Here is a 24854-nt window from a genome sequence, read left to right on the forward strand (position 1 = left end):
GTGCCGGCCCGCCAGCAAATCAAGGGCGGGCCAGTAACGGCCCGCCCTGTGCGCCTCAGGCGCCCTTGTATTCCGACCAGAAGTCGTTCCAGGTTTCCAGATCCTGCTGGATCGGCCACTGGCGGTACTGGATACGGCCGGCGCGGATCATGTCCATCGCGTTGCCCACATCCTTGGTCATGCCCTGACGCTTGGCCTCGTCGGGGTTTTCCGCCTGCAGCACTTCCCAACCCTTCTGGTTCGGGATCAGTGCCGGATAGGCTGCCATCTGGGCCGATTTCGCCTGACCCTTGGCCGAGGTGATGTACTGGATCCACTTCTTCGCGAGATCAGCCTTGGCAGAACCCTTGCCGATCGAGAAACACTCCGACCACTGCAGCCCGCCCTCTTCGGGAATGACCGATTTCACCTTGGCGCCGTTCTTTTCCAGAACCCCGGTGATCCAGTCGCCGATGCCACAGAACGCCAGCATCTGCCCGTCGTTCAGCGACGAGAAGGTGCCGCCGTAATCGAAGAACCCGCCGACTTGCGGGCGCAGCGACATGGTCTTTTCCTGCACCGCAGCCCAAGCCGCCTCGTCTATGTCATAAGGCGAGGCGTTGCCAGTCAGCAGGCTCATTTGCCCAAGGTTCGGCAGGTGCCAGTCGAAATGGCCGACCTTGCCGGTCAGGCGCGGGTCCCAGAACGCGTTGTAGGTGGACGCTTCCTTTTCGGTCAGCGCATCGGTGTTGTAGGCCACACCCAGAAAACCAAAGCGCGTGACCAGAGAGAACAGCTTGCCGTCCGCCCAGTTTCCGGGGAATTGCTGAAACTCGGGGAAGTAGTCGCCGATGGCGTAATCGTTCGGGTCCAGTTCTTCGACATAGCCAGCCGCGTTCAGCGCCTGCACATATTCGGCGTCCGACAGGATGATGTCAAAGGTGCCGGGCGGCGATTGCGAAATCAGGCCCAGCATGTTGTCGCCGCCAGTATAGTACTTCGGCACGAACTTGACGTTGTTCTCGGCTTCGAACTCAGCAACCATGTCCGGCTCGGCATGGCCATACCAGGCCAGCATGGTCAATTCGGTCGGCGCTGCAAAGGCGCGGCGCGACAACATCGGGGTCGCAAGAACCGCTGCCCCCGTGGCAAGCAGCGAGCGGCGCGTCAGGCCGTACGATGTGATCTCGGTCTTCATGTCCCTGTTACCCGTCCTGTTGTGGATGTGTTCTATTGACGCAACGTTAGGAGAAAGGGAGGGACAGACAAAATCCGTTATTGAAATGGATTGATAAGCACCCGTTATGGTGCCTGCGTTTTGATCAGTTTTGCAACATGCGCACGCCAGAACCCACGCCCTCAAGACTGGCGACCAGATCGCTGACCAGTTGCAGGCCCGCCGCTGACAACCGCGGATGCTTGTAGAAAAGCCCGATCCGCAGCGGCTCCAGCTTGGGAAATCCTTCCGCCTCGCCCAACTCGCGCATCCCCGGCAACAGCGTCGCCTGCGTCAGCGCCGTCACGCACATGCCGTTCAGAACGGCGTTCTGCAGCCCCGAAATGCCTGGCCCGGTATAGACGATCCGCCAGCGCCGTTCGCTGGCATCCAGCGCGTCGATCATCCGCGAGCGGTAATCACACCCCTCCAGATGCGCGCCCAGGGGCACCGGCCTGTCGGGCGCCACGTCCATCTTGGCCGAGGCCGCCCAGATCGGTTGCTCGACCCAGGCCCTCGACAGATAAGGCATCCGGACCGCCGGCATCGTCGCCACGATGATATCAAGACTGTCGGATCGCAGTTGCTGGTGCAATTCGCGGCTAAGGTCGCAGTGGATCTCCAGATCAACGTCGGCGTGCCGTTCGTGAAACCCAGTCAGGGTGTTTTGCAGGAAAGCCACCGCGTAATCCGTCGGCAGACCGATCCGCAGCACCCCGTTCACGTCCGACCGGTGGAAATACCGCACCGCCTCGTCGTTGATCCGCACCATCTCGCGCGCATAGGACAGCAACGCCTCACCCGCAGCGGTCGGCAGGATCGCTCGCCCCTCCTGCACCAGCAACGGCGACCGCACGATCTCTTCCAGTCGCCGTATCTGCAGGGAAATCGCTGGCTGGCTGCGGCCGAGAACGACCCCGGCCTTGGAGTGGCCGCCCAGTTCTACGACCGCGATGAAGGTGCGCAACAGGTCGGTCGGCAGGTTGGTGATCAGCGCCATGCATTTGCCTTGGCAATGGAAGGATTGCGACAATCTATTTTCCTTATGCATCCACCGCAACTTACATTTCAGGCCAGCTCCTCGAATTGCAGGCCTCGCCAGATGAAACACGCCACCGCCTTCGCCTCGGAACTGACATGGCCCGATTACGACGCCGCCGTCAGCAAGGGAAAAACCCCGATCCTCATTCCCATCGGGTCGATGGAACAGCACGGCCACCACATGCCGCTGCATGTCGACGTGCTTCTGCCCACCGAATTCGCCCGCCGCGTCGCGTCCGAGATCGGCGGCCTCGTCGCACCGCCCTTCACCTACGGCTACAAGTCGCACCAGAAATCGGGCGGCGGCAACCACATGCCGGGCACCACCAGCCTTGACGGCGCAACCCTCGTTGCGGCGCTCAAGGACGTGGTCAAGGAATTTGCCCGCCACGGCGTCCGCCGGATCTGCCTCGTGAACGGCCACTTCGAAAACTCGTGGTTCATCGTCGAAGCGATCGACCTCGCGCTTCGCGAACTGCGCTGGGACGGGATCACCGACCTCAAGGTTGTCGTGCTGTCCTACTGGGATTTCGTGCACAAAGAGGCCATCGCCAAGCTTTATCCCGACGGTTTCCCCGGCTGGGATGTGGAGCACGGCGGGGTACTGGAAACCTCGCTGATGCTTGCCCTGCACCCCGAGCTCGTTCACCTCGACCGCGCCGTCCACCACCCGCCGGCAACCTTCCCGCCCTATGACGTCTACCCGGTAAAGCGCGATTGGACCCCCTGCTCCGGCACCCTGTCCTCGCCCAAGGAGGCGTCGGTCGAAAAGGGCCACATCCTCCTTGAGGTCTGCACCCAAGGCATCATCGACGCCTTGCGCGCCGAATTCTGACCCCCGTCTTGCTCCCCTGAACCTGGCCCCCTTTCCGGGGGCCTTTTTCTTGGCGACACACATGGAAAAGGCCCTGAACCTCAGGGCATTTGTCACAGTCCAGCGCCGTCAGTTGCGGATGATGTTGTGCTCCGGCCCGAACGGAAAACCGGTGATGTTCTCTGCCCCGTCCTCGGTCACGATCAGGATGTCATGCTCGCGGTAGCCCCCTGCCCCCGGCACGCCTTCGGGCACCATCACCATCGGTTCCATCGACACCACCATACCGGGCTTCAACTCCGTTTCGATATCCTCACGCAGTTCCACCCCGGCTTCACGCCCATAGTAGTGCGACAGCACGCCGAACGAATGACCATACCCGAACGACCGGTACTTCAGCAGATTCCACCCGCGATACATCTCGTTCAATTCAAGCGCGATCTCGTTGCACTTGGCACCGGGCCTGATCAACTCCAGCCCGCGGCGGTGAACCGCGACGTTCTTTTCCCATATCTCAAGGCTCATATCGTCGACGTGGTCACAAAAGAGCGTCCGTTCCAGCGCCGTGTAATAGCCGAAGATCATCGGAAAGGTATTCAGCGACAGGATTTCGCCCGACTTGATCTTCTTGTTCGTCACCGGGTTGTGCGCCCCGTCCGTGTTTATGCCCGACTGGAACCAGGTCCAGGTGTCCATCAACTCGACGAACGGAAATGCAATGGCGATCTCGCGGATCATCGCGTTGGTGCCGGCGATGGCGACCTCGTGCTCCGGCACGCCCGCCTTGACCGCACCGGCCACTGCCCAGCCGCCCACGTCGCAAATCCGTGCCCCGGTGCGGATCAGCGCGTGTTCCTCGGCGGACTTGATCGACCGCATCCACATCGACGGCTGCGCGATATCGACGAAGTCCACGCCCGGCAGCGCCGATTCAAGCGCCTTGCGGTAGTCAAGGCTGACGTGATCGAATTCGATCCCCAGACGCTTCACACCGGGCGTCAACTGCCGGATCGCCCGATAAAAGTTATCACGCCGCCAGTCGGTGTAGGTGATGTTGTTGCCAAAACTGCGCCGCCACGGTTGCCCGCCGTCGATCCCCGCCGAAACCGTGGTCGCCGCGTCCGGCGTGATCACCATCCCGTATTTCCGCCCGAAAGAGCAGTAACGCCAACCCGAATAGTAGGTGATGCAATGATACGAGGTGAACAGCGCCGCATCGACATCGTTCTTCGCCATCCAGCGGCGCAACTCGTCCTGCCGCCGCTGCATCTCGGTATCCGAAAACGGCGAATAGTCCTTGCCGCCGTTGTGCCATTCCATGACATGAAGCATGTCGTCGGTCATCGCGCTGGTCCTTGTTGCGGTAGAACTTTCTGCGACGACTGTAGGTATCCGGCTGGCCGGCCAGAAATTTGTTCTGAAAATCGGTGGATTAGGATCGCTGTTGGGCCCCGAAGCACCCAACACTTGCCAGAGCCCAGAAACACCAAGCCTTCACTTGGTGTTATTGATCAAACCTGCGAGGGCGACGCGGGTCTTCACAGGGATTCCACAAGGTCGGCGCGACTCGGCGTCAACGTAGACATGGACGAAGAACCCCTCGGCGGCGGCAAGCTCGCTATCGTCGGGAAACAGGCCGATCTCGTAGCGAACTGACGACGTTCCGATGCTGGCCACCCGCAAGCCCGCGGTGATGACCTGCGGAAACGACATTTCCTGCAAGTAGCGGCAGCCGGTTTCCACCACGAGGCCAATTTCGGGGCTTGTCTTGATGTTCAGAAGGCCGTTGCTGATCAGCCATTTGTTTACCGTGGTGTCGAACAGCAGATAGTGGACCACGTTGTTCATATGGCCGTAGGTGTCGTTGTCGCCCCAGCGCGTCGAATGCTGGCAGAAATGCACATAGTTGGCGCGGGTTCCCGGCGGGCGGCGCATCTCACCAGGCCTCGGTGTAGATGGCCAGCGCGTCGGCCTCGGTCACCGGGCGTGGGTTGTTCACCAAAAGCCGCTGCTGCTTCATCGCGTCGGCGGCCATCCGTGGCAGGGCGTCGGCCGGGATGTTCAGATCGCGCAGGCGCCGCGGCATCTGCAAACGACCGATCAGCGCTTCCAGCGCCGCGACAAAGGCTAAGGCGCGGGCCTCGTCCGGAACTTCGGCCAGATGCGGGAAGGCATCAGCGGCGATTTCTGCATAGGTCGCGGCAGCAAGGGGCAGGTTGAAGCGCAGGACTGAGGTCAGAACCAACGCGTTGGACAGACCATGCGGAATGTGGAACAGACCGCCCAGCGGATAGGCCAGCGCATGCACCGCAGCGACCGGCGAATTGGCAAAGGCCTGCCCCGCCAGCATCGCGCCCAGCAGCATCGCCTCGCGCGCGGGACCATTGGTGCCATCCATCACGGCCGTCTCGATGTTTGCCCCCAAAAGCCGCAGCGCCTCGCGCGCAAGCAGGCGCGACAAGGGGTTGTTGTTTGCATTTGCCGACGCATACGCCTCGATCGCGTGAACCATCGCATCCACACCGGTAGCTGCGGTGATCGAGGCGGGAAGGCTGAGGGTCAGTTCGGCATCCAGAAGTGCGATGTCCGGCAGCAGGATCGCCGATGAAATTCCACGCTTCTCCGCGCCGCCGACCGTCAGGATCGCGACGGGCGTCACTTCGGACCCGGTCCCTGCCGTCGTGGGCACCAGGACCAGAGGCAAGCGCGGCCCACGCGCGTTGCCGATCCCCCAAGCCTCGTCCAGTGTCTGATCCGTGCCCAGCAGAAGTGAGGCCACCTTGGCCACATCAAGCGACGACCCGCCGCCAAAACCGATCACGCCCGTTACACCCGCGCCACGGCCCGCATCGACGGTAGCGATGACGGTCGCCACGGACGGGTCCGCCTCTATCTGGTCAAAGACCGTGACCTCATGCCCCGCGGCAGCCAGTGCGCCGACCGCCGGGTCAGCCAGCCCCGCCCGACGCAGGCCGGGGTCCGTCACCACCAGCACCTTTGGACCCAAAAGCACGCCCGCATGTCGTGCGATTTCCTTTGCCGCGCCGAACCGGAACAGGATGCAATGGGTCGTGTTGAAGACGAAGGGCGTCATGTCAGCCTCGAAATTGCGGGGGGCGAGTGTTCCCTCGCCCGCCCCGGTGGCCAGTCACTCCGGGCAAAAGTCGCCCCTCGCGCGCTCGGTGTCTCGGGTCGCCCTTCGCCCCCCAGGACCTCAGTTGATTTCCTGTGGCTCACGCCCGCGGGCCAGCTGCGACAGGGCGACGGCAACCACAAGCGCGCCGCCATAGAACAGGTTCTGCACATAGGTCTGGATGCCAAGAATGGTCAGGCCCGTGATGCCGACCACAAGAAAATACACCGCGAACAGCGACCCCCACGGGTTAAAGCGGCCCGGCACGATGCTGGTCGCGCCGAGGAACGCGGCAGCGAAAGCTGGCAGCAGGAACGTGTTTCCCGACAATGGGTCAGCCGCGCCGATCGTGCCGACATAAAGCACCCCCGCCGCCGAACTGAGCACACCCGAGGCAATCAGAGCGCCGAACCTGATGTGCGTGACCCGAATTCCCGACAGCCTCGCAACCTCACGCCCGCGTCCCACAAACAGCAGGCGGCGGCCAAGCGTCGTGTAATCCAGCACGTACCAGATCGCGAAACACAGCCCCAACGCATAATAGAAGGCAAGCGGGATGCCGAAGATACGCGTGACGATCACCCACTGCACCAGTTCCGGCGACATGCCCGAAATGGTCATCGACCCGCTGATCCACAGGACAATTCCATTGATGAAGGTGCCTGTCCCCAGGGTCACGATCAGGGAAGGTATGCGGAAGTAAAGGATGATGCTGGCATTCACTATTCCGGTCACGGCCCCGACACCCAGGGCAATCGGGATCACAACACCCAGCGGCCAGCCGGCCTTGGCGTTCAGCAACGCCATCACCATTGCCGATAGCGTCAGGTTCGCCGCGATCGACAGGTCGAAATCACCCGAGGTCAGCGGAATGATCAGCGCCATCGTCAGCACCACAAGCACCGACTGCGAGCCGAGCATGGTCGAGATGTTCGCCCATGACAGGAACGCTTCTGGGCGCAGGGCACCAAAGATCGCAACCAGCACAACGATTCCGACAATCAGGGCCACCCGTTCAAAGAGGCCAAGCAGACTAAGCCGCATTCCGGACCCGGAACTATCGCTCATGGCGCCAGAAGAGTTTTTCATGCCGGTATCCCCTGCAACGTCTTGTTTGGATGGAGGCTCGCGCTCAGCAGGCACCGCTCTGTGATGGCGTCCTTGCTAATGTCGCTGCCCTTGAGTTCTGCGATCACCGCCCCCTTCGAGAAGACAAGCACACGGTCGCAAAGCTGCGCCAACTGCTCGGCATCGCTGCTGGCACAAAGGATCGCGGTCCCCTTTGCCTTTGCCGCGTCCAGCGCCTCGTAGATTTTCTGGCGGGCACCGACATCGACACCTTGGGTGGGCTCGTCCAGCATCAGAAGGCTGGGATGGTTCTGCAACCACTTCGCCATCAACACCTTCTGCTGGTTTCCGCCCGAGAAGTTGCGCAGCGCAAGGTCAGGTCGGTTGGGACGAACCTCGTAGGCGTCGAACTGCTCGGCTGACCAAGACCTGATGCGGGACCAGTCGAGGCCGAAAGCGGTTCGCAAACGGTTCAGAATTGGCAGGGTTAGGTTATCGGCAGCCGACAATTCACCCACACCAGCCCGCGCCAAACGGTCAGCTGGCAGCAATGCCAGCCCCTTGGCTATGGCGTCATGCGGGGTCATGGCCCCTGCCGGGGTACTGACACCCGCGATTTCCACAGTGCCGGCTTCTGCCTTCGCGGCACCAAAGACGAGATAGGGAACTTCGTCGAAGCCCGAGCCGATAAGGCCGGTCAAGCCGACCACCTCCCCCTCGTGCAGGGCAATATCGACGTCCCTGAGGATACTTCCGCGCAACCCGCTCAGCCGTGCGGCGATCGGCTTGTCCGAAAGGTCCCGGTGGCGGGTCTGGTAGAGGTCGACCTTGCGGCCAATGATCAGTTCCACAAAGTCGGAATGGCTTGCATTGGCGCTGTTCAAGGTGCCCGAAACCTGCCCGTCCCGCAAAACGGTGACACGGTCGGTGATCTCCACCACCTCGTCGATGTCGTGCGAGACGAAAATCACGCTCGCCCCCTTCGCCGTAATCGAGCGGACCAGAGAAAACAGTTGCTCTACGCCGTCGCGCGGCAGAAACGGCGTCGGCTCATCAAGCACCAGAATGCCGGCACCCTGTCCGTCGGCCCCGGCTGCGTTGAGGCTGCAGAACGCGCGAACGATCGCAACCATCGCACGTTCAACCTGACGCAAGTCCGACAGCGGTCGGCGCGGATCGATATCCAGACCGAACCGGGCAAAATCCTCCCGCGCGCGCCGCGTTTCCGCCCCCCAGTCGATGAACGCAGAATTCTTTGTGGCGAACTCCTCCAGGCGCAGGTTCTCCAGCACCGACAGCGTCGGAATAAGCCCCAGATTCTGATGCACGAACGCAATGCGGCGGCGGCTGGGGTCCGTGGTGTCGATGGGCAGGTCTACTTGCCGGCCATAGACGTGCAGCGTTGCCCCTGGCTCCGGCACGTGAAACCCCGAAAGCACCTTGATCAGGGTCGATTTGCCCGAACCGTTCTGTCCCAACAGACCGTGAACCTCGCCCACCGCGACATCTAGCGACACGGTGTCAAGCGCGAGGGCACCGCCAAACCTTTTCGAAAGGCTGCGGATAGACAGCGCCGGGGTTTCCCCCGGCGCCTGATCTGCAGTCTTGTTCACTCAAGACCCCAGAGCTTGTTGTAGCCGGCAATGTAGCTGTCGCCGTAACCCTTGTCGAACTCCGCCGGGGTGCCGGCGCTGGCCGCGTTGTCCTTGTCGAAGATGTAGAACGGCACATAAAGTTCGTTCTTGGTCTCCATTCCGCACAGCTTGCGCATCGACCCGTCGAGGATCGAGCGGGCAACCCAGCCGATGCTTTCGCCCACGTCCATCTCGACATTGCCCTTCTGGATCTCGTCAATCACGAAGGGCGTGCCGTTGAAGGTCGCGATCTTCACGTCGGCGGCTTTGCCTGTGATGGTCAGGGCGGGCAGCACGAACTGGCTCATGCTGTCATAGATCGGGATGATGTAGTTAATCGTCGGGTCCGCGATCACCGCCGATTGCACGCTGGGCTGGATCTTCGTCGACCATTCCGGAACCGGAGCGTTCACGTACGTGTACTTGCAGCCCTCGCCGCAGGCATCCAGAACATCGGTGATGCCCTTCACGAAGGCCGGGGTCGGCACGATCTCGTCCGAACCGACGATCAGCGCATTCACCTTGCCGTCGGTCTGGGCGATGGTCCAGTTGGCAAGAATGCCACCCACCTCGTGATAAGCAACCCGCATCGCCAGATCGACCGATGCGTCCGGCTCTTGCGTGGTGTCGTCGAGGTGCGCGGTCTGAACCGACACGCCAGCCGCCTTTGCTGCGGCGATCTGCGGCCCAAGCAGCACGGGGTTCACACCGCCAAGCAGCACCACCGCGTCAAAGCCGTTGTTGGTGGCATGATCCATGCCCTGCGCCCACTGGGTCGGAACGGCCTGGTTTTCCCACTCGACCACTTCAAAGCCCATCGGTTCGGCAACCTGGGCCATCGACTGGACGATGTTCTTGTTGAACGGGTTGGCCGAAGACACCGGCATCACCATGATCTTCTTGCCTGCCATACAGCCCTTGGCATCGAACGGCTCTCCCGGCGCCACGAACTCGGGGGCGATGCGGTACTTGTCGATCATTGCCTTGGCGGCCGCCACGTCGGGCTGGGCCTGGGCAATGCCGGCAAGCAGGGTGGCACCCAGAAGGGATGCCGTGCCGGTGCAAAAGAGTCTCAGACTGTTTCTTGTCATTTTCGTACTCCCTGATGTTGTGGTTGCTTGTCGAAATCCAGCACGGGCGCGTGGCGCAGGTGCCAATCAGTCTGCGCCTGCCACCATGCGCCAATGCGAAAGAGCCTCGTTTCCTGCCACCACGGCGCCTCGAAAAGGGCGCCGATGGGCAGGCCGGACGCGGTGAACCCGCACGGCAGCGATAGCCCCGGCGTGCCGGCCAGTCCTCCGCCGTAAGTAAAGCGGGTGGCATGTCGCGTCGCATCCTCAAGATGCGCGCCGTCCTCGATCCTGGCCGCCGGGCCGGGGGTCGTGGGCATCAACAGAACGTCCACGCGGGTGAAAAGCCCTGCCAGCATCTGCCGCCACCGCTCGCGAAAGCGCAGCGACTGGGCATAGTTCACCCCTGTCACATCGCGCCCCTTGATCATGCGCTCATAGACCTGATCCGAGATGTCGCCCCGGCGCTGGTCCAGCGCGCGTTCATGCAGGGCGCAGGCATCCGACAGGATGATCCGCGTTGCGTGCGCATGGGCGGTCTCGGCCCCCGGCAGCGCGACCGGAACAATGGCAGCACCAGACTTGCGAAGCGCCGCGACTACGCGGGCCAGCGCGGCTGCAACTTCGGTGTCAATGGCGTCGAAGTAGAAGGTCTCGGGCACACCGACCCTCAGGCCCGCCACATCGTTCGATCCGTCCCAAGCCTCGACCGGGCGGTCGACGCTGTGTGGGTCAGCCGGGTCATGGCCTGCGATCACCTGGTAGACCGCGGCGACATCCTGCACCCGGCGCGCAATCGGGCCGACCGTATCGAAGGTCTCGCTGACCGGCAGAACTCCCTTGTTCGACACCCGTCCGTGTGTCGGGCGCAGCCCCGTCACCCCGCAGAATGCTGACGGCATCCGCACAGAGCCACCCGTATCCGTGCCAAGGCTGGCCGTTCCGAAATCCAGCGCCACACTTGCCGCCGACCCGCCGCTTGAACCGCCTGGCACATGGTCCGGGTTCCACGGGTTGCGACATTGGCCTCCGATTGCGTCGGTGGTGCGCAACCCGAAGGCCAGTTCCATCATCGAGGCTTTGCCAAGCAGGATCGCCCCCGCACGACGCAACCGGCCAACGACCGTTGCATCCTCGGTCGGCACATGGTCGGCAAACAGACGCGACCCGCAGGCCGTGCGCAGGCCTGCGGTGTCGATGTTGTCCTTCACCGTCAGGGTCATCCCGGCAAGCGGACCATCCGCTGCCACGGCGGCCATGCGGCGCGCGCCCTCCGGGTCAGGCGTAACCATCGCCCGAAACCGCAGGTTCAGACGCGCGATGCGATCAAGGTCAGCCTCCACCAACGCGGAAGCCGCGATGGTGGCACCATCCGGCAGTGGCGAAATGGTGCGCAATCCGCTCATCAGACGGCAAACCCGGCGTGGTGTTCATGCCACCATTTCGCAAGGTCTATGCGGCGGCACATCCACGCCCCCTTGTCCTGCGCATACTTGATGAACTCTTCCAACGCCTGCGCCCGGCTGGCCTGGCCGATCAGTCGCGGATGCAAGCCGATCGACATCATCTTCGGATGCGTGGCGCCCTCCTCCCACAGAAGGTCGAAACCGCGCTTCAGGTTGTCCAGAAAGTCGGCGGGCGAGCCATAGCTGGGCAAAAGGCCGAACTTCCCGTCATTGTAGGTGAAGGAATAGGGAAGAACGAGGTGATCCTTGCCATGCACCTTGGTGTAGTACGGCAGGTCGTCGTTGTAGGCGTCGGAGTCGTAGAAGAACCCCCCCTCCTCAACCACCAGTTCGCGGGTGTTCACCGACGGCCCATACCGGCAATACCAACCTTCGGGCCGCGAACCTGTCGTCTGCGTGATCGACTCGATGGCCCAGCGCATATGCTCGGCCTCCTGCTCGCGGGTCAGGTTGAAGACCTCTTCCCAACGCCAGCCGTGGCAGCACACGTCAAGGCCCGCCTCGCGGATCCAGTGGCCAACCTCGCGGTTCTGCTCTAGCGCCACGGCGCAGGCAAAGAACGTCGCAGGCACTTTGTTGCGGCTGAAAAGACGCTCCAACCGCCAGATCCCGGCGCGCGAGCCGTATTCGAACACCGACTCCGTCGCCAGATCCCGCTTGGCCGGGTCCATCGTGTAGATGACCTCGCCCAAGCCGTCGTTCCGCCCGTCCCCGGCCGGATGCGACATTTCCGACCCTTCCTCGTAGTTGACGATGATGTTCACCGCCACGCGGGCATCGCCGGGCCACTTCGCCCTTGGAATGTTGCGACCATAGCCAACAAGATCGCGTTCCGGACCGGGCACTTTCTTCATTTCAAACGGTGTGTAGGCCATGTCTTTCCCCTCACGTTTCCTGGCTGGAACGCGCGGCTTTGACGCGGCCCAGATAGGCCAGCACGTCATCCACCGGCATCACGTCGCCGTAGCTGCGGTTCATGTCGAAAAGGTTCACCTTGTGCGCCAGCGGCAGGCGGTCGTAGACGGCCTCCTCGGGGATCACGGTGAAGAAGTTGTATTGCTCGCTGTCCACGACCGTGGCGCGCACGCAGTTCGAGGTGGAGCCGCCGACGATGATGCAGGTATCCACCCGCCGGTCGATCAAAAGCGAGATCAGCGGCGTGCCGAAGAAGGCGCTCTTCTTCTTCTTGTCCAGCACGATCTCCGTGGGCAGCGGCTTCAGGTCGTCGGTGATTTCGGCTCCGTGCGTGCCCGCAAAATACAGGTTCTCGCCGCGACCGACCCCGGCGCCGATCTTGCGGTGGAACATGCCGACATCATCGTTCACCGGGTCCACGACGAAGCGCGTGTAGATCACGGGAATGCCTGCCGCGCGGGCGGCGTCCAGCAGCCGTTTCATCTGGTCGGTCGCGGCAAAGGCCACCTCGCCGCAGGCCAACGGATACTTCTCGGCGTTGTCGTTCGCGCCGCGAATTCCGCTCATGTAATACTGGCAGTCGATCAGGATCAGTGCCGGACGCTCGCCCACGCCCGCCTTCTGCGCCCACTTTCCACGCGCCATCACGGCGCGGTCGGCGTCGGTCAGCATGTCGTTCCAGTCGGACATCAGATCACCCCCTTCGCACGCAGGGCACCCACCTCAGCCGCGGTTCTCCCCAGAAGACCGCTCAGGATCGCGTCGGTGTGTTGGCCAAGGCTTGGACCAAGCGTGTCGATCCGGCCGGGCGTTTCGGTCAGCCGCGGCACCACATTCGGCAGCGACAGGTCACCAACCACCGGATGGTGCATCTTCGCGATGTTGCCGCGGGCGGCGTATTGCGGATCCTCGAAAATCTCGGCGATCGACAGAAGCGGGCCACAAGGCACCTGCCCCGCGTCGCAAAGCCTGAGGATTTCGTCGCGGTCATGCGCCTCCGTCCAGTCCGAGACCCACTGGTCCACCTCCGCACGGGCAGCCTCACGCTGCAGGATCGTGCCCCACTTGCCGGTTCCGGCAAGTTCCGGCTGGCCCACCACAGCGGCGAAGCGGGCAAATATCTTGTCGTTGGTGCAGGCAATGGCGATCCAGCGGCCATCCTTGGTCGGGTAATGGCTGTGCGGCACGACGTTGACGGTGCCCGGCCCCATGCGTTCGCGCACGTAACCCTTGAACGCATAGGCCGGCGCAAGCTCGTCCAGCAGGCGGAAGATCGACTCGTAAAGGCCGATGTCGACCACCTGCCCGATGCCCGACGTCTCGGCCGTACGCAGCGCCATCAGCGCCCCCATCGCACCGAACATGCCCGAAAGGTAATCCGGCAAGGTGGCGCTTCCCGGTGTCACCGGCGGCCTGTCGGGATAGCCCGCAAGATAGGAGATGCCACCAAACGCATTCGCGATCCGGCCAAAACCGGGCCGCCCGGCATAGGGGCCGCTCTGGCCATAGGCCGAAATGCGCACCATCACCAGCTTCGGGTTCACCTCGCGCAGGACATCCCAGCCAAGCCCCCAACCCTCCATCGTGCCGGGTTGGAAGTTCTCCACCAGCACATCCGATTTCGCCACCAGGTCCTTCAGGATCTGCGCGCCTTCGGGGGTGCGAAGGTCCAGCGTCAGGGACTGCTTGTTGCGCGATTCAGACAGCCACGGAAGACTGTCGCCGATCTCGGTCATGGTGCCGAACTTGCGCAAGGGGCAGCCGACCTTTGGCAATTCCACCTTGATGACCTCGGCCCCGAATTCGCCAAGAAAGGTGGCGCAGCACGGGCCCGCGATGAACGTGGCGCAGTCCAGCACGCGGACGCCCTTCATCGGCAGCGGAACCTCTTTGTCCGTTGAAGTCATTGCACATTACCTTGTTTTGCGACCCGGCCTTCGACCGCCGCAATGGATGCAGCAAGAGCGAGGATGCGACGTGCCTTGTAGACGATCGGATAGTCGATGAAGACGCCGCCCACGTCGATTGCGGCGCCACCGGCAGCTTCGGCCTTCTCGAAGGCTTCGATAACCTGTCTGGCGTAGTCCAACTCTTCCGGCGGGGGGCTGAACACGCGGTTGACCACGGGCACCTGCGCCGGGTGGATGCAGACCTTGCCAGTATGCCCAAGCTCGGCTCCGACACGGCAATCGGCCTCAAGGGCGTCCAGGTCACGCACGAAAAGGCAGGGACCGTCGATCGGGCCGGGCAGTCCCGCGGCGCGGGCGTCATAGACCAGCTTGCCCCGACCATATGCGAGCGCGTCGGACAACGACCCGCGGATCGTCGGCCTTGCAAGGTCGGTGCCAAGATCGCCGCTGCCAAGCACGATGCGCATGTCGCGATCGGCGAACCTGGCGACGCGGTCCGACACCGTCAGACCCCGCGCCGTCTCGACCAGGACCAGCAGAAGTATGGACCCCGGCGCCAGCCCCTCCCGCTCTTCGGACAGCCGGATCAGCCGATCCGCAATCTCGACGTCGCGCGGGTCTTCGACCTTGGGCAGAACCAGCGCGTCAAGGTCCGCGCACACCGCCGCCGCGATATCCCCTTCGGTCAGGCCGGTGCCAAGCGGGTTCACCCGGATGCAGCGAAGCGGCCCCCTTAGTCCAGGCAAAGCGGCGCGCGCAATGGCCCTGGCCGCGATCTTCTGCGAATCCGCGACCGCATCCTCAAGGTCCAGCACCACCGCATCGGCGCCGGACTCGACCAACCGACGAACCTTGCGAGCCTCGTTTGCGGGCGCGAAAAGCAGGCTACGGATGACGGGATCCGGAACTTCGCCAGCCATCAGGACGCCCACGGATCAAGGATCATGCGGCCAAAGAAGTTGCGGCTTTCCATGACACGATGCGCCTCACCCGCCTCGGCCAGCGGAAACTGGCGGTGGATGACCGGCTTCAGCTTGCCTTCCGCCACAAGCCCAAGGACCGTCTGCACGATCGCCTTGGTGGACCGCCCGCACCCATGCATCGAGATGTGCTTGCGAAAGAACTCGATCATGTCGATTTCGACCTTTTCGCCCGCGTGCGCGCCCACCGTCACCAGACGTCCGCCCTGCGCAAGCGCGCCGATGCTGTCGATCAGACGCTCGCCGCCGACCATGTCCAAGACGACGTCGACGCCGATCCCGTCGGTCAGATCATGCACCGCCTTCGGAATGTCGGTCGTCGAATAGTTGAGCACTTCGTCCGCACCAAGATCGCGGGCTGCCGCGAATTTGGCATCCGACCCGGTCGTCGCAATCACCCGCGCTCCGGCCAATTTCGCGATCTGGATACCGGCCGAGCCGACGCCGCTACCAGCCGCGTTGATCATGACCGTCTCGCCCACCTGCAGCCGCCCCTCTTCGATCAGCGCCTCCCAGGCCGTCGCAAAAGCCGTCTGCGCCGCGACAGCCTCGGCAAAGCCAAGGCCGTCCGGCAGGTGGATGACGTTATGGGCAGGGATCTTGGTGAACTGGGCATAGGTGCCCCAGGACGTCACGCCCAGCACGCCACCGTTCAGGCAGATGTTCTCTTTCCCGCGGATGCAGTTGCGGCAGGTCCCGCAGGTCAAAAGAAAGTGGGGCGACACGCGGTCGCCAACCTTGAACCCGATGACACCGGGGCCAACTGCCTCGACCACGCCGGCGGAATCCACCCCCATGACATGCGGAAAGGTCTGGCCCACCCCGAACAGGCCACGGCGCACATCGGTATCGCAGTGGTTCACTCCGATGGCGTGATTTCGGATCAGAATTTCGCCGGGGCCCGGCTCCGGCGCCGTCGTCGTCTCAAGCTTCAGCGTTTCAATTCCGCCGTATTCCCGCAGCAGGATCGCCTGCATTTCCATGTGTGTACAATCCTTGCCAACTGGCCGGTGAGGGGCGTCAATTCATGTCCGTACTTACCACAGGTTACGGATCCCTATCGATTCCCGTCAAGAACTTTGTGCGCACTTTCGCCGACGAAAATGCGCACTTTCAGAAAGTACGAACTTGATCCGTCCACGGCTTATCGGTAGCGTCAGTTTCTATCTCGATTAAAAGCGCTGCAAAGGACGGTGTAACTGATGGATGCATTGGCGGAGACCAGCGAAGAGTCGCGAACAACTCCGCTTCACGCCCGCATCGCCAAGATTCTGCTCGAGAGTATCGGCGCAGGCAAATACCCTGTCGGTTCATTGCTCCCCACCGAAAACGATCTCGCCATAGAACTGGGCGTCAGCCGCCAGACAGTCCGCCGCGCCATCGAAGCGCTGAAGCAGCGCGGACTCGTCTCCTCGCAGCGCGGCGTGGGAACCCGGATCGAAAATGACCGGGTCACCCGGCGGTTCAGCTACTCCACCCAGTCGGTGAATGACCTCTTCAACCTTGCCGCCGGAACGAGGCTCCAGCTCGTTTCGCGCACCGGCTTCATCGCGGAAGGCGCCTTCGCCCGCACGCTGGGCGTGCCGGTGGGAAGCCGCTGGGTCCATCTTGGCTGCGTGCGGTATGCGCTCGATGAAGAACGGCCCTTCTGCTGGACCGATGTCTACATCGACGCCCGCTTTCAGGACATCGTGCCGACGCAAACCAGCATCGTAGGGCCGCTCTTTCCACTGATCGAGGAACGCACCGGCACCTCCATCAGCCAGATTCAGCAACAGATCCGCGCCGTTGCCCTGACACAGGCCACCTCTGAACGGATCGAAGCCGTACCCGGTTCGCTCGCACTCGAGATTGCCCGCCGCTACGTCTTTGGAACCGAGGTCTGCGAGGTGTCGATCAATACCCTACCCGCAGACAGGTTCTCGTATTCCGTTGACATTAGCATCCAGTAGCGCGCCCGAAAAAGCGGCCTGTGGCGTAGGACCTGCCCTGTCCTGATCCAGGAAATCTCAACCATGAAAAGCCCCGATCACCAGCATCTCAAGACCATCGAACAGCGCCTTTTGTGGCTTTCACACTGGATGATCCACAGCGCAAACCATATCAGGCCCAAGGTCGACGGCATCAAGGTCGGTGGGCATCAAGCCTCCTCGGCTTCGGTCGTCTCGATCCTGACCGCGCTCTATTTTCACACCCTGCGCCCGGAAGATCGGGTAGCCGTCAAACCTCACGCATCGCCAGTTTTCCATGCCGCGCAATATCTGATGGGAAACCTGCCGCGCGAGAAGATGGAGGCGTTTCGCGGATTTGACGGCGTGCAAAGCTATCCCAGCCGGACCAAGGACGTGGACGACGTCGACTTTTCGACAGGGTCCGTAGGCCTTGGCGCCGCAATAACCACATTCGCGTCGCTCATCCAAGACTACGTCAATGCCAAGAACTGGGGGCGCGACCTTCCCCTGGGGCGCATGATAGCTCTGGTTGGCGACGCTGAACTTGACGAGGGCAATGTATATGAGGCGCTTCAGGAAGGCTGGAAGAACGACCTCAGGAACTGCTGGTGGATCATAGATTACAACCGTCAGTCGCTTGATGGCATAGTGCGAGAGGGGCTTTTCGCCCGGATCGAGAAAATCTTCGATGCCTTCGGCTGGGATGTGGTTCGCGTCAAATACGGCGCACTGCAACGTGCCGCCTTTGCCGAGGACGGTGGCGAGGCGCTGCGAGACTGGATCGACCGCTGTCCGAACCAGCAGTATTCCGCGCTGACGTTCATGGGTGGTGCGGTCTGGCGCAAGCGGTTGATGGACGACCTTGGCGATCAGGGTCCGGTGGCCGCACTGATAGACCGCCGGTCGGATACCGAACTTGCCGCCTTGATGGAGAATCTCGGCGGCAACTGTGTGTCGACCGTGGCGGAGGTTTTTGACGCAATAGATCACGACCGCCCGACCTGCTTTCTTGCTTACACAATCAAAGGTTGGGGCACCCCCATCGCCGGCCACAAGGACAACCACGGCGGCCTGATGAACCCGACGCAGTTCGCCGCCTGGCAGGCCCACATGGGCGTCCCTTCTGGGCAGGAATGGGACCCCTTCGCAACCGTGCCCGACCCCGCAGCACTTCGCGCCTTCCTCGCTCAGGTTCCCTTCTTCGCCGCAGGTCCGCGCCGCTTTCGTGATGCAAGGATCGCAGTCCCGCAAATCGCAATGGAGACAGATCGGGAAATCTCGACACAAGCCGCCTTCGGCAAGATCCTTGACGAACTGTCCAAGGGCGACAGCTTGCTGGCCAAACGCATTGTCACCACATCGCCCGATGTGACTGGAACCACCAGCCTCGGGCCTTGGGTCAACCGCCGCAAGCTTTTCGCGCGCAAGCCGCTTGCAGACGCCTTCATCGAGCATCGCATCCCTTCAACCGCGAAATGGGAATTCACCCCGGACGGTCAGCACATCGAGCTTGGGATCGCCGAAATGAACCTCTTTCTTCTGCTTGGTGCAGCGGGGCTGTCGCATAGTCTGTTCGCAAGGCGGCTTTTCCCGATAGGAACCGTATACGATCCTTTCATCTCCCGCGGTCTCGATGCACTCAACTACGCATGCTACCAGGATGCGCGCTTCATCATCGTCGGCACTCCGTCGGGCGTGACTTTGGCCCCCGAAGGCGGCGCGCACCAATCTATCGGGACGCCGCTGATCGGCATGGCGCAAGACCGACTCGCCGCCTTCGAGCCGGCCTTTGCCGATGAATTGGCTGTAATCATGGAATGGGCCTTCGATTACCTTCAGCGAGATGGAGACGCCACCCCGGACGAAAGAACCTGGCTGCGAGACCAGACGGGCGGATCCGTCTACCTCCGCCTGACCACCAACCCGCTTGAACAACCCGGAAAGCGGGCAAATGACGACTTCCGCCAAGGCACGATCGACGGCGCGTATTGGTTGCGGCGACCGGGGCCAAACTGCGAACTGGTGATCGCCTATCAAGGCGCCATCGCCCCCGAAGCGATAGCCGCTGCAGGCATCATCGGAGAATATCGTCGCGACGTTGGCGTCCTGGCTGTGACATCAGCCGACAGACTGAACGCCGGATGGACAGCGGCACAGCGTTCACGCGCGCGAGGCAATGGTCAGGCGACCTGCCATGTCGAAGCCATGTTAGGTCAAATTCCGCGCGAAAGTGTGCTTTTGACGGTGTGTGACGGGCATCCGGCGGCTTTGTCGTGGCTGGGAAGCGTTGCAGGTCACCGAGTCATTTCTCATGGTGTCGAACACTTCGGCCAGACCGGGACGATCGGTGATCTTTACCGCCATTACGGGCTGGACAGGAATTCGCTTGCACGTTCGATCTTGGGTCCGTCATGACGTGCGCCGCCGAACACACGGGCACGATTTGCCCTGAACGTACAGGTTCGACAAAGCCGTGTGATTAAGGCCGACCAGGCGGAGCAAGCCGGCACATGTCTCGCCCCAACGCCTTGTCGATCTGAACCGACTTGCCTCTGCCGTGACCGCGCTGGGCCTTGGCATCCCGCGAAGCTACCGGAAGATCGTCTCCACTAAAGCCAAGTCGTACTGAAGGGCCCCTTGCGCTTGCGGATTTTACTGCCATGCTTTCCCGTGCGGGTGGAGTTTAGCACATTGGCAGTCGAGCACTTCACCATCGAGGGCGATCTGGCGGCTGACAGCTTTTTGCCTTGGGTGGTCCGACACATGCACCGCCTGGGGCTTTATGGAATTCCCGTGCGGCGCGCCGACGGGCGGGTGGAAATCACCCTTAGCGGACCGGCAGAGCTGATCGATGCCATGGAAATGGGCGTGTCGCTTGGTCCGATCGATGTGTGGGTCGAAGCGATCGGACGGCGGCGCCTGGAGAACGGCGAAGCATCCTGACCCTGCCTCCTTCACAAATTGGTTACTTATTGTGCGGTCCGGTCTAACAATCAGGCGAGAGGCCCGATTCTTTTTTGGGATAGCCGATGCCAACCCGGTCTGCAGGACAGCCACCTTACGTCGACTTAGCGTGACCTGAAGGCCGTTTACCGGAACCGAATGAATGACTGCTGCCTGGACTCCTGTCGCGCTGGCGCGTGACCTTCCCCGGCTGGGGGTAATGCCTGTCTGTGTCGACAGCATTGACGTGGCTTTGTGGCGCAGTGCATCGGGGCGACTTGCGGCATGGGCCGACCGTTGCCCGCACCGTGGAATGCGCCTGTCACATGGTTTTGTGCGGGGCGAGGCGCTTTCATGCATCTACCATGGTTGGAGCTATGGTGCCGATGGCCATTGCCTGCGGATTCCGGCCCATCCTGATCTTGCCCCCCCCGAAGCGATCCGCGTTCCGGTCTTTCACGCCACGGAAAGCAGCGGGGTGATCTGGGTAGCGCCGGAAGTACCGGACGGAATGCCCGCTACCGTCGAAGGAACGGCCCTGCGGTCCCTGACGGTCGAGGCAGCGGTGGACTGGGGCGCTGCCGGCTTTTCGCTGTCCGGCCAGATCGCGCGTGGCCAGCTGTCGGGCGTTGGTGTGACGATCCTCATGCAACCTCTGCCTAACGGCCGCTTTGTGCTTCATGCGCTGGCAGAGGCCACGGCATCCCCCTCCGCCATGACACAAGTGTCGCGCGGACTTGAGGACATGCGGCGGCAGGCAGAGGGTGCTTTGGCATGACCGATCCCGTCCGCGACGAATGGTATCCGGTGGCCTTGGTCAGCCAGCTGCACCGCGAGGCCCGCGACACGCTGCTTCTGGGCGAACCCATCCGCGTGACGTTGCAGGACGGCAAACCGCTGGTAACGGCCTCAGGCAGGGTCCTCCCGTCACAAGCCCGCTATGGCCATGTCTGGACCAGCCTTGGCACCCCCGCGCACCCTCTGTTCGACATTCCCGAGGCGGATCAGCCCGGACGGCGCCTTGTCGATGTCGGTCTTGTCCGCGTCAAATGCTCACCCCTGCGCGCGGTCGAGAACTTTCTGGACATCGCGCATTTTCCCTTTGTGCACACCGATATCCTTGGTGCCGAACCCCATACGGAAGTCGGACGCTACGACGTGGCCATCCGCGACGAGGTGGACGAGGTCTGGGCGACCAAGGTTCAGTTTTATCAGCCGCAAGCCGCCAAATCGGCCGCGGGCGGTATCACCACCGAATACATGTACCGCGTGCCTGCGCCCACGGTTTCGGTGCTGTACAAGACCTGCCCGCCGCGTCCGGGGGAATGGGACGTGATCACCCTCTTCGTGCAGCCCTTGACGGAAACGCTGTGCGAAGTCTGGCCGTGGATGGCGCTGTTTGATGATGCCACGCCGCTGACCGACCTGATCCATTTCCAGCAGACGATCTTCCTGCAGGATCGGTCTATCCTTGAAAATCAACTGCCCAACCTTTTGCCGCTGGACCCGGGGCTTGAGATCCCGACGCGGGCCGACCTGACCTCTGTCGCCTACCGGCGATGGTTGAAACGGCGCGGCTATACCTACGGCGCACAATTGGTGGCGGCATGATCCTTTTCGACTACGTGCTAAGCCCGGATTGCTACAAGGTTCGGCTATTGGCCTCTCTGGTTCAGGCGCGGCTTGACCTCCGGGCAGTCGATTTTCACCCCGGCGGGGAACATCGCAGCGCGGCCTTCCTGCAGATCAATCCAGCGGGCACCATACCGGTGCTGCAGGATGGCGATCTGATCCTGACCGAATCCGCTGCGATCCTGACCTATGTCGCGGCGTGCCACGGGCCGGACTGGCTGGGCGATGATACTCCGGTCATGCGTGGGCGCGTGGCGCAGTGGCTGGCATTCGGGCATCGGCTGTCGGCCAGTATCGGCAAGGCGCGGACCCATGACATGCTGCAAAAGCCCGCCGATATCGACGCCTGCCGCAAGGCCGGCGTCGCCGCCCTGCGCGAGCTTGAGGCGGCATTGATCGAGGCGCGGTTGCGCGGCGATGCGTTTCTGGCCGGGAATCGGCCCACGCTGGCCGACATCGCCTGTTTCCCACATGCCATGCTGGCACCGGATGGAGGCATCTCGACCGACCCCTACCCCACGATTCGGCTGTGGACACGGTCACTGCGCGCTTTGCCACGCTTCATTGAAATGCCGGGGATTCACCGCTTGCACGAGCTTAAGCCCGAACCCACGGGCACCAGCGCATGACGGCCCATCTTTTCAAAGGCTGCGCTGCCGTCATCTGCGATCCGCAGACGGTGCTGCGCGACGTGGATCTGTTGGTCGAAGGGCCGAAGATTGCGGCGATCGGCAAGGCACTAAGCGCCCCGGCGGGCGCCGATGTCATCGATGCGCGAGGCTGGTTCCTGTATCCGGGCCTTGTGAACACCCATCACCACTTCTTTCAGACCTTCGTGCGCAACCGCGCCGATCTTGACTGGACGAAGCTGTCAGTCATCGAATGGCTGGATCTGATCTATCCGATCTTCGCACGACTGACCGAAGACTGCTTCTACCAATCGTCGCTGACCGCGATGGCGGAACTGGCCAAGCACGGCTGCACGACGGCCTTCGACCACCAGTACAACTTTCCGCGCCACGCCGGAAAACGCATTATCGACCGCCAGTTCGAAGCAGCGGCCAAGATCGGATTGCGCTTTCATGCCGGGCGCGGCGGCAATACCCTGCCGAAGTCCGAAGGCTCTACCATCCCGGACGAGATGCTGGAATCGACGGATGAATTCATCTCCGATTGCGCTCGGCTGATCGACACCTTCCACGACCCTGCCCCGTTCAGCATGGCACAGGTGGTGGTGGCCCCCTGCCAGCCGGTGAACTGCTACCGAGAAACGTTCGTTGAATCCGCCGCCCTTGCCCGCGACAAGGGCGTGTTCCTGCACACCCATGTCGGCGAAGGCGAAAGCCCGGTAATCGCGGCCCGCCACGGGATGCGGACAGTGGATTATCTGGAACAGATCGGCTTTGCCGGGCCAGACACCTTCTATGCCCATTGCTGGGAACTGACCGATGCCGAACTGCGCCAGATGGCGGCCTCGGGCACCGGGGTGTCACATTGCCCCGAGCCCGTCTATCTGGTTGGCGCCGAAGTGACCGATGTTCCCGCGATGGCGGCGCTTGGCCTTCGGCTGGGTCTGGGGTGCGACGGGTCGGCGTCGAACGATAACTCGAACCTGATGCACTGCATCCATTCGGCCTACATGCTGCAATGCCTTGTGGCATCAAAGCGCGCCAATCCCGTACCGGAACCGCGTGATTTTCTGGGCTATGCCACGACAGGGGGCGCTGCCCTGCTAGGACGCAGCGATATCAGCCGTCTGGCCCCCGGCATGGCTGCGGACCTGTTCGCCATCGATACGCGCCGGATGGATTACGTCGGCACCCGTCACGATCCTGCCAGCCTGATCGCCAAGGTCGGGATCGGCATGCCCACCGACCTGACCATGGTCAACGGCCGTATCATCTGGGCCAAGGGGGAATTCCCCGGCTTGGACGAAGCCGAAATGGCCGCCGAGGCCGAGGCCGTGCTGGCCAAGATAGACGCCTAAAAACATCCAACAGGAGAGAAACCCATGATCGCAAGACGCACCTTCCTTCAGACCACGGCCTTCGCCGCCATCGCTGCGGCGATTTCTGCACGCGGGGCCAGTGCCGCCGACCCCTTGGGGATCGCTTTGATCCTGCCCTCGCCGCTTGGCGACGTGGGCTGGTCGCACACGCTGGCGGCGGGGCTGGACCCGATCAAGGCAGCCTATGGCGATGCTGTCACCTTCACCATTCTGGAAAACATCACCGAAGGCCCCGACGCCGACCGTATCATGACCAAGGCCGTGGCCGACGGGAACAAGGTGCTGATCGCCGGGTCCTTCGGCTATCAGAACGGCGCGATGCAGATCGCCAAGCGTGACCCGTCCGTCACGGTGCTTCATGCGTCGGGCTTCATGGTCGCCCCGAACTTCTCGCCCTTCGCGGCGAAGTATTTCCAGGGCACCTACCTTCTGGGCATGGCCGCTGCGGCCCTGTCGAAAACCGGCAAGCTCGGCTCGGTTTCGGCCTTCGCCATTCCCGAACTGATCACCTCGATCAACGCCTTCACGCTGGGTGCTCAGGCCGTCAACCCGGACATCGAAGTGTCGGTGGTCTGGGTCAACACCTGGTTCGACCCCGCCAAGGAACAGGAAGCCGCCAAGGCGCTTATGGCACAGGGCTGCGATGTGATCTTCTCGAACGCGCAGGACACCCCGTCGGTCATCGCCGCCTGCGAAGAAGCGGGCGTCTATGCCTTCAACCTGAACTCTTCGATGAAGAAGTACGCGCCGACCAAGTACCTTGGCTGTGTGGCCACGGATTGGTCGCCCTTCTTCAAGGCGTCGGTCGATGCCCATCTGGCGGGCAACTTCGTTGGTGCCAATGCCTTCCTCGGCGTGGCCGACAAGGTCGTCGCCGTGGTGGATTGGAGTGCCGACATCCCCGCCGATGTGATGACCAAGATCACCGAAGCCGAAGCCAAGATTGCCGACGGCAGCTTCAACCCCTTCACCGGGCCGATCACCAAGGCCGACGGCAGCGAAGGTGTCGCGGCGGGCGTTTCCCTCGCCGATGCCGATATCATTGCCATGGATTGGCACGTCAAAGGCGTTGCCACCCCCTTGCCCCAATAAC

Annotated in this window: 23 protein-coding genes; 9 read left to right on the forward strand and 14 right to left on the reverse strand. The window is 62.5% G+C overall.

The genetic code is table 11. The features are described 5' to 3' along the window. Window positions 1–55 precede the first annotated feature (55 nt). Window positions 56–1177, reverse strand: coding sequence for a polyamine ABC transporter substrate-binding protein (locus ACROUL_RS14640; protein ID WP_431300194.1), 1122 nt, complete (start codon window positions 1175–1177; stop codon window positions 56–58). A gap of 124 nt (window positions 1178–1301) precedes the next feature. Next, window positions 1302–2195 carry a LysR substrate-binding domain-containing protein gene (locus ACROUL_RS14645; protein ID WP_431300195.1) on the reverse strand — a complete coding sequence of 298 codons (894 nt, stop codon included), beginning with the start codon at window positions 2193–2195 and terminating at the stop codon, window positions 1302–1304. A gap of 102 nt (window positions 2196–2297) precedes the next feature. Between ACROUL_RS14645 and ACROUL_RS14650 the strand changes: the two genes are divergently transcribed. After that, entirely contained in the window at window positions 2298–3071 is a 774-nt protein-coding gene (locus ACROUL_RS14650) for a creatininase (protein WP_431300196.1), read from the forward strand. Between the two features lie 108 nt (window positions 3072–3179). On the opposite strand, the gene ACROUL_RS14655 is transcribed toward ACROUL_RS14650, so the two are convergent. From ACROUL_RS14655 to ACROUL_RS14710, 12 genes are all read right to left on the reverse strand, one after another. Continuing rightward, on the reverse strand, window positions 3180–4394 hold the full coding sequence (locus ACROUL_RS14655; RefSeq protein ID WP_431300197.1) for a M24 family metallopeptidase: 1215 nt from the start codon (window positions 4392–4394) through the stop codon (window positions 3180–3182). A 150-nt stretch (window positions 4395–4544) separates the two neighbouring features. Next, window positions 4545–4985, reverse strand: a complete 441-nt coding sequence (locus ACROUL_RS14660; RefSeq protein WP_431300198.1) for an acyl-CoA thioesterase — start codon at window positions 4983–4985, stop codon at window positions 4545–4547. 1 nt (window position 4986) lies between these two features. Next, complete coding sequence (locus tag ACROUL_RS14665) at window positions 4987–6144, reverse strand: iron-containing alcohol dehydrogenase (RefSeq protein WP_431300199.1); 1158 nt, start codon at window positions 6142–6144, stop codon at window positions 4987–4989. 120 nt (window positions 6145–6264) lie between these two features. After that, window positions 6265–7227 (reverse strand): ABC transporter permease, encoded by a 963-nt coding sequence (locus tag ACROUL_RS14670; protein ID WP_431300200.1) that lies wholly within the window; start codon window positions 7225–7227, stop codon window positions 6265–6267. A 41-nt stretch (window positions 7228–7268) separates the two neighbouring features. After that, entirely contained in the window at window positions 7269–8864 is a 1596-nt protein-coding gene (locus ACROUL_RS14675) for a sugar ABC transporter ATP-binding protein (RefSeq protein WP_431300201.1), read from the reverse strand. Further along, window positions 8861–9976: a sugar ABC transporter substrate-binding protein gene (locus tag ACROUL_RS14680; RefSeq protein WP_431300202.1), complete on the reverse strand. Its 1116-nt coding sequence runs from the start codon at window positions 9974–9976 to the stop codon at window positions 8861–8863. The genes ACROUL_RS14675 and ACROUL_RS14680 overlap by 4 nt, the downstream gene beginning before the upstream one ends. Then, on the reverse strand, window positions 9973–11361 hold the full coding sequence (locus tag ACROUL_RS14685) for an amidase (RefSeq protein ID WP_431300203.1): 1389 nt from the start codon (window positions 11359–11361) through the stop codon (window positions 9973–9975). Before ACROUL_RS14685 ends, ACROUL_RS14680 begins: the two co-directional genes overlap by 4 nt. Further along, entirely contained in the window at window positions 11361–12296 is a 936-nt protein-coding gene (locus tag ACROUL_RS14690) for a polysaccharide deacetylase family protein (protein WP_431300204.1), read from the reverse strand. Before ACROUL_RS14690 ends, ACROUL_RS14685 begins: the two co-directional genes overlap by 1 nt. A 10-nt stretch (window positions 12297–12306) precedes the next feature. Next, window positions 12307–13026, reverse strand: coding sequence for an isochorismatase family protein (locus ACROUL_RS14695; protein WP_431300205.1), 720 nt, complete (start codon window positions 13024–13026; stop codon window positions 12307–12309). Further along, window positions 13026–14243, reverse strand: a complete 1218-nt coding sequence (locus ACROUL_RS14700) for a CaiB/BaiF CoA transferase family protein (protein ID WP_431300206.1) — start codon at window positions 14241–14243, stop codon at window positions 13026–13028. The genes ACROUL_RS14695 and ACROUL_RS14700 overlap by 1 nt, the downstream gene beginning before the upstream one ends. Continuing rightward, window positions 14240–15166 carry an HpcH/HpaI aldolase/citrate lyase family protein gene (locus ACROUL_RS14705; protein WP_431300207.1) on the reverse strand — a complete coding sequence of 309 codons (927 nt, stop codon included), beginning with the start codon at window positions 15164–15166 and terminating at the stop codon, window positions 14240–14242. Before ACROUL_RS14705 ends, ACROUL_RS14700 begins: the two co-directional genes overlap by 4 nt. After that, the gene (locus ACROUL_RS14710) at window positions 15166–16209 is read right to left on the reverse strand and encodes a quinone oxidoreductase family protein (protein ID WP_431300208.1); all 1044 of its coding nucleotides are present in this window, start codon (window positions 16207–16209) and stop codon (window positions 15166–15168) included. Before ACROUL_RS14710 ends, ACROUL_RS14705 begins: the two co-directional genes overlap by 1 nt. A gap of 219 nt (window positions 16210–16428) precedes the next feature. Here ACROUL_RS14710 and ACROUL_RS14715 point away from each other — a divergent pair, with 219 nt between their 5' ends. The 8 genes from ACROUL_RS14715 (at window position 16429) to ACROUL_RS14750 (ending at window position 24853) form a co-directional block, all read left to right on the forward strand. Next, window positions 16429–17178 carry a GntR family transcriptional regulator gene (locus ACROUL_RS14715; protein WP_431300209.1) on the forward strand — a complete coding sequence of 250 codons (750 nt, stop codon included), beginning with the start codon at window positions 16429–16431 and terminating at the stop codon, window positions 17176–17178. 63 nt (window positions 17179–17241) lie between these two features. Beyond that, the gene (locus tag ACROUL_RS14720) at window positions 17242–19593 is read left to right on the forward strand and encodes a transketolase (protein WP_431300210.1); all 2352 of its coding nucleotides are present in this window, start codon (window positions 17242–17244) and stop codon (window positions 19591–19593) included. A 276-nt stretch (window positions 19594–19869) separates the two neighbouring features. Next, on the forward strand, window positions 19870–20121 hold the full coding sequence (locus tag ACROUL_RS14725) for an acylphosphatase (protein WP_431300211.1): 252 nt from the start codon (window positions 19870–19872) through the stop codon (window positions 20119–20121). Between the two features lie 163 nt (window positions 20122–20284). After that, complete coding sequence (locus ACROUL_RS14730; RefSeq protein WP_431300212.1) at window positions 20285–20899, forward strand: Rieske 2Fe-2S domain-containing protein; 615 nt, start codon at window positions 20285–20287, stop codon at window positions 20897–20899. Further along, window positions 20896–21732: an aromatic ring-hydroxylating dioxygenase subunit alpha gene (locus ACROUL_RS14735; protein WP_431300213.1), complete on the forward strand. Its 837-nt coding sequence runs from the start codon at window positions 20896–20898 to the stop codon at window positions 21730–21732. The genes ACROUL_RS14730 and ACROUL_RS14735 overlap by 4 nt, the downstream gene beginning before the upstream one ends. Further along, complete coding sequence (locus tag ACROUL_RS14740) at window positions 21729–22382, forward strand: glutathione S-transferase family protein (RefSeq protein WP_431300214.1); 654 nt, start codon at window positions 21729–21731, stop codon at window positions 22380–22382. Before ACROUL_RS14735 ends, ACROUL_RS14740 begins: the two co-directional genes overlap by 4 nt. Next, complete coding sequence (locus tag ACROUL_RS14745; RefSeq protein WP_431300215.1) at window positions 22379–23740, forward strand: amidohydrolase; 1362 nt, start codon at window positions 22379–22381, stop codon at window positions 23738–23740. Before ACROUL_RS14740 ends, ACROUL_RS14745 begins: the two co-directional genes overlap by 4 nt. Window positions 23741–23764: 24 nt before the next feature. Continuing rightward, window positions 23765–24853 carry a BMP family ABC transporter substrate-binding protein gene (locus tag ACROUL_RS14750; RefSeq protein ID WP_431300216.1) on the forward strand — a complete coding sequence of 363 codons (1089 nt, stop codon included), beginning with the start codon at window positions 23765–23767 and terminating at the stop codon, window positions 24851–24853. Window position 24854: the final 1 nt, after the last annotated feature.

Origin of the sequence: Tabrizicola sp. BL-A-41-H6 (assembly GCF_050632395.1) — a bacterium.
Classification (GTDB): domain Bacteria; phylum Pseudomonadota; class Alphaproteobacteria; order Rhodobacterales; family Rhodobacteraceae; genus JAUYQR01.